Below are 3,704 nucleotides of genomic sequence, written 5' to 3' on the forward strand. Positions count from 1 at the left end.
GGCCGCGTTCACCGCGTCGGGCGTCGCGGACCGCGTGCTCACCGCGGCCGGTCCGGTCGCGGGTGCGCGCGTGGTGTCGGCGACGGACTGACCCGCCGCGCGGTCATCGTGCGCGGTTGACCAGCGCGGTCGTCGAGGGCCCGATCCCGGCGGGTAGCCTGTCGCCTCGATGGCTCACCTGCTCGGCGCGGACCGCGTCACCCTCACGCTCGGCACGCGCACGCTCCTCGACGAGGTCAGCCTCGGCCTGGACGACGGCCAGCGCATCGGCGTCGTCGGCCCCAACGGCGCCGGCAAGTCCACCCTGCTGCGCGTCCTCGCGGGCCTCCAGGAGCCCGACGCCGGACGCGTCACGCGCGCGGGCGGTGCCCGGGTCGCCGTCCTCGACCAGCGCGACGACCTGCCGCCCGGCACGGTCCTCGACGCGGTGCACGGGTCCGCCGACGCGCACGAGTGGGCGTCCGACGCCCGCATCCGCGCGGTGCACGCGGGCCTGCTGTCCGACGTCGGTCTCGACGCCGACGTGTCGTCCCTGTCGGGCGGGCAGCGTCGTCGGGTCGCGCTCGCGGCGCTGCTGGTCCGCGACGACGAGGTGCTCGTGCTCGACGAGCCGACGAACCACCTCGACGTCGAGGGCGTCGCGTGGCTCGCCGCGCACCTCGTCGAGCGGTACGCGCGCGGCTCCGGGGCGCTCGTCGTCGTGACGCACGACCGCTGGTTCCTCGACGCCGTCTGCACGCGCACCTGGGAGGTGCACGACGGCGGCGTCGACCAGTACGACGGCGGGTACGCGGCCTACGTGCTCGCACGTGCCGAGCGTGCCCGGACCGCGGCGACCACCGAGGAGAAGCGGCAGAACCTGCTCCGCAAGGAGCTCGCGTGGCTGCGCCGCGGCGCCCCTGCCCGCACGTCGAAGCCGCGGTTCCGCATCGACGCCGCGAACGCGCTCATCGCCGACGAGCCGCCGCCGCGCGACCGCATGGAGCTCGCCCGGATGGCGACCGCTCGCCTCGGCAAGGACGTGCTCGACGTCGAGGACGTGACGCTCGGGTTCGGCGACAAGGTGCTGCTCGACGACGTGACCTGGCGGCTCGGCCCGGGCGACCGGATCGGCGTCGTCGGCGTCAACGGCGCGGGCAAGACGACGCTGCTCCGCCTGCTCGCCGGGCGGCTCGCGCCCACGTCGGGGCGGGTCAAGCGCGGCAAGACCGTCGCGGTCGCCGAGATGCGGCAGGACGTCGAGGACCTCGACGAGCTCGCGGACCTGCGCGTCGTCGAGGTCGTCGAGCGCGAGAAGCGGTCGATCGTCGTCGGTGGCAAGGAGCTCACCGCGTCGCAGCTCGTCGAGCGGCTCGGCTTCCCGCGCGACCGCGCGCGCACGCCCGTCCGCGACCTGTCCGGTGGCGAGCGGCGGCGCCTGCAGCTGCTGCGTCTCCTCGTCGGCGAGCCCAACGTCCTGCTGCTCGACGAGCCGACCAACGACCTCGACACCGACACGCTCGCCGCGCTCGAGGACCTGCTCGACGGCTGGCCCGGCACGCTCGTCGTCGTCTCGCACGACCGGTACCTGCTCGAGCGCGTGTGCGACCGGCAGGTCGCACTCCTCGGCGACGCGAAGCTCCGCGACCTGCCCGGCGGCGTCGAGCAGTACCTCGAGCTGCGCTACGCGGCCGGCGAGGCCCAGCCGCCCGCGGCGACCTCACCCGCCGCCGACATGCCGCTGCCGGGCGACACCGCCGCCGTCGCGGGGCCGACGCAGGCCGAGGTGCGCGCCGCCCGCAAGGAGATCGCGCGCATCGAGCGTCGCCTGTCGCGCATCGCCGACCTCGAGAAGGACCTGCACGACAAGATGGCCGCGCAGGCGACCGACCACCAGGCCGTCCTCGCGCTCGACGCCGAGCTGCGCACGCTCGCCGCCGAGAAGGACGAGCTCGAGGCCGCATGGCTCGAGGCCGCAGAGGTCGCGGGCTAGTCCCCCGCACGCCCTCTCGGCGTCACGCGCTCCGTGCCGTGCCGCGCCGTGCCGTGCCGTGCGGGCGGGAGGGCCCGCTCGCTCAGCCGGCGAGCAGGTTCGACGCGGCCACCGCGGTCGCCGCGCCGACGACGAGCAGGATCGTGCCCAGCATCGTGCAGATGCGGCCCGGGGAGAGGCCCGCCAGCACCTGGCGCACCGTCCCCAGGAACGTGCCGAGCTGTTCGAGCGTCGCCCCCGCGGGCAGCATCCCGCCGACGGCGGACTGCGGCTTGTCGGGGTCCGGCGGCGTGTGCAGCCCGGGTGGGACCGCGAACGCGTCGGACCGCACGGCCTCCGCGGTCAGCAGCCCGACCCCGACGCCGACGAGCAGCGCGCCCACCGCGACCGCCGCGCCGATGCCGTACATCGCGAGCGCCCGGTCCGCCGACGTCCCGGCGACGACGACCGCGACCGACGCCGCGACGACGAAGCCCAGGCCACCCGCGACGCTCCACCACCGCACCGACCGCAGCGCGCTCGCGCGGTCGTGCAGCGGCGCCCACGTGACCGCTCCCAGGTGCGGCTGCTGCTCCGGCTCGCTCGACGTCCCGGCCATGGCGAGGTCCCCCCGATCCTCGTGCGCCCGACCGGTCCAGCGTCCGCCCCCCGGGCGCGCGCGACAAGGATGATCCTCGGGCGCCGGCCGCGCGCTCACGCCCCGGCGGTCGTGGGGCGCACCTCCGTCCAGCGCTCGCGCGTGAGAGAGGCGAGCTGCGCGCGCTTGGTCGGGAGGTCGACGACGGGCCCGAGCACGAAGCCCTGACGCACGGCGCGGGACACCGCCCGGTCGTTGCGCGCGTCGGGCTCGATGACGACGCGACGGGCGGCCGGCGGTTCGAAGAGCGCGTCGAGCGCGGCGCCCATGAGCAGCGTCGAGAAGCGCGGGGTCGGGCGGCCGCGCGCGCCGAGCAGGAAGTGCAGGCCGACGTCTCCCGGCTGGACGTCGTAGGCCTCGCCGACCGGGTCGTGCTCGGGCTCGTACGTCTGGAGCAGCGCGACGGGCAGGCCGTCGCGGCGCAGCAGGAACGCGTGGTGGGTCGGCAGGCCGTCGACGAACGCGTACGTGTCGCGCAGCCCGGTGCGGCTCAGCCCGCCGAGGCCCCAGAACCCGGTGTGCGGCTGTGTGACCCAGGCGTGCACGGTGTCGAGGTCGCCGTCGGGGTCGAGGACCGTCGTCGTGAGGACGCCCAGGCCGGGCACGTCGCGCTCGTCGACGACCGTGCCGCGCGGTCCCGAGCGCAGGCGCGCGCCCGTCGTGGGGGCGGTGGTCATGGCAGGTCCTCCCGGTGCAGCCGGTCCCAGTCGGTGACGACCTCGGTCGTGCGGGCCTCGAGCCACGTGTCGAGCTGGTCGAGGGCGTGCGGGTCGCCGGGCACGCCGCTCGCGCCGAAGGGCACGTTCCAGCGGCTGCGCTCGCGGTCGGCCAGGTCCCACACGTAGCGCGCGACCGAGCCACGCCAGGAGCGGTGCGTGACGCCGGGGGTCGACGACGTCGAGCGCACGCACTCCGTGTCGCCGCCGACGCCGGCGTCCACCACGAACGGGGACGCGCACCCCGGGACCTCGTCGAGCACGTGCAGGGGGTGCAGGCGGTGCAGGTCCGCCCAGGTCGCGGGCTCGTCGTCCGCCGCGGTGCCGTCCGTCCGGGGGGCGTGCGCCCCGGCGGCCACGTCCTCGAGCGCGGCACGGA

At 76.3% G+C, this 3,704-nt stretch carries 3 protein-coding genes and 2 pseudogenes; 2 read left to right on the forward strand and 3 right to left on the reverse strand.

The features are described from left to right. Positions 1–169: 169 nt before the first annotated feature. Both HGA02_RS21835 and HGA02_RS21840 read left to right on the forward strand, forming a co-directional pair. Positions 170–652: pseudogene (locus tag HGA02_RS21835) on the forward strand (ATP-binding cassette domain-containing protein); the annotation flags it as partial. Positions 653–805: 153 nt separating this feature from the next. After that, positions 806–1,972 (forward strand): annotated as a pseudogene (locus tag HGA02_RS21840) (ATP-binding cassette domain-containing protein); the annotation flags it as partial. 82 nt (positions 1,973–2,054) lie between these two features. Here HGA02_RS21840 and HGA02_RS12985 read toward each other — a convergent pair. The 3 genes from HGA02_RS12985 to HGA02_RS12995 form a co-directional block, all read right to left on the reverse strand. After that, the gene (locus HGA02_RS12985) at positions 2,055–2,570 is read right to left on the reverse strand and encodes a hypothetical protein (RefSeq protein ID WP_168679360.1); all 516 of its coding nucleotides are present in this window, start codon (positions 2,568–2,570) and stop codon (positions 2,055–2,057) included. Positions 2,571–2,665: 95 nt separating this feature from the next. Beyond that, the gene (locus HGA02_RS12990) at positions 2,666–3,286 is read right to left on the reverse strand and encodes a GNAT family N-acetyltransferase (protein WP_168679361.1); all 621 of its coding nucleotides are present in this window, start codon (positions 3,284–3,286) and stop codon (positions 2,666–2,668) included. Next, the coding region (locus tag HGA02_RS12995) for a penicillin acylase family protein (protein ID WP_168679362.1) at positions 3,283–3,704 on the reverse strand (422 nt) is incomplete at its 5' end. The genes HGA02_RS12995 and HGA02_RS12990, both read right to left, overlap by 4 nt.

This window comes from Cellulomonas septica (assembly GCF_012396155.1).
Lineage (GTDB): Bacteria > Actinomycetota > Actinomycetes > Actinomycetales > Cellulomonadaceae > Cellulomonas > Cellulomonas septica.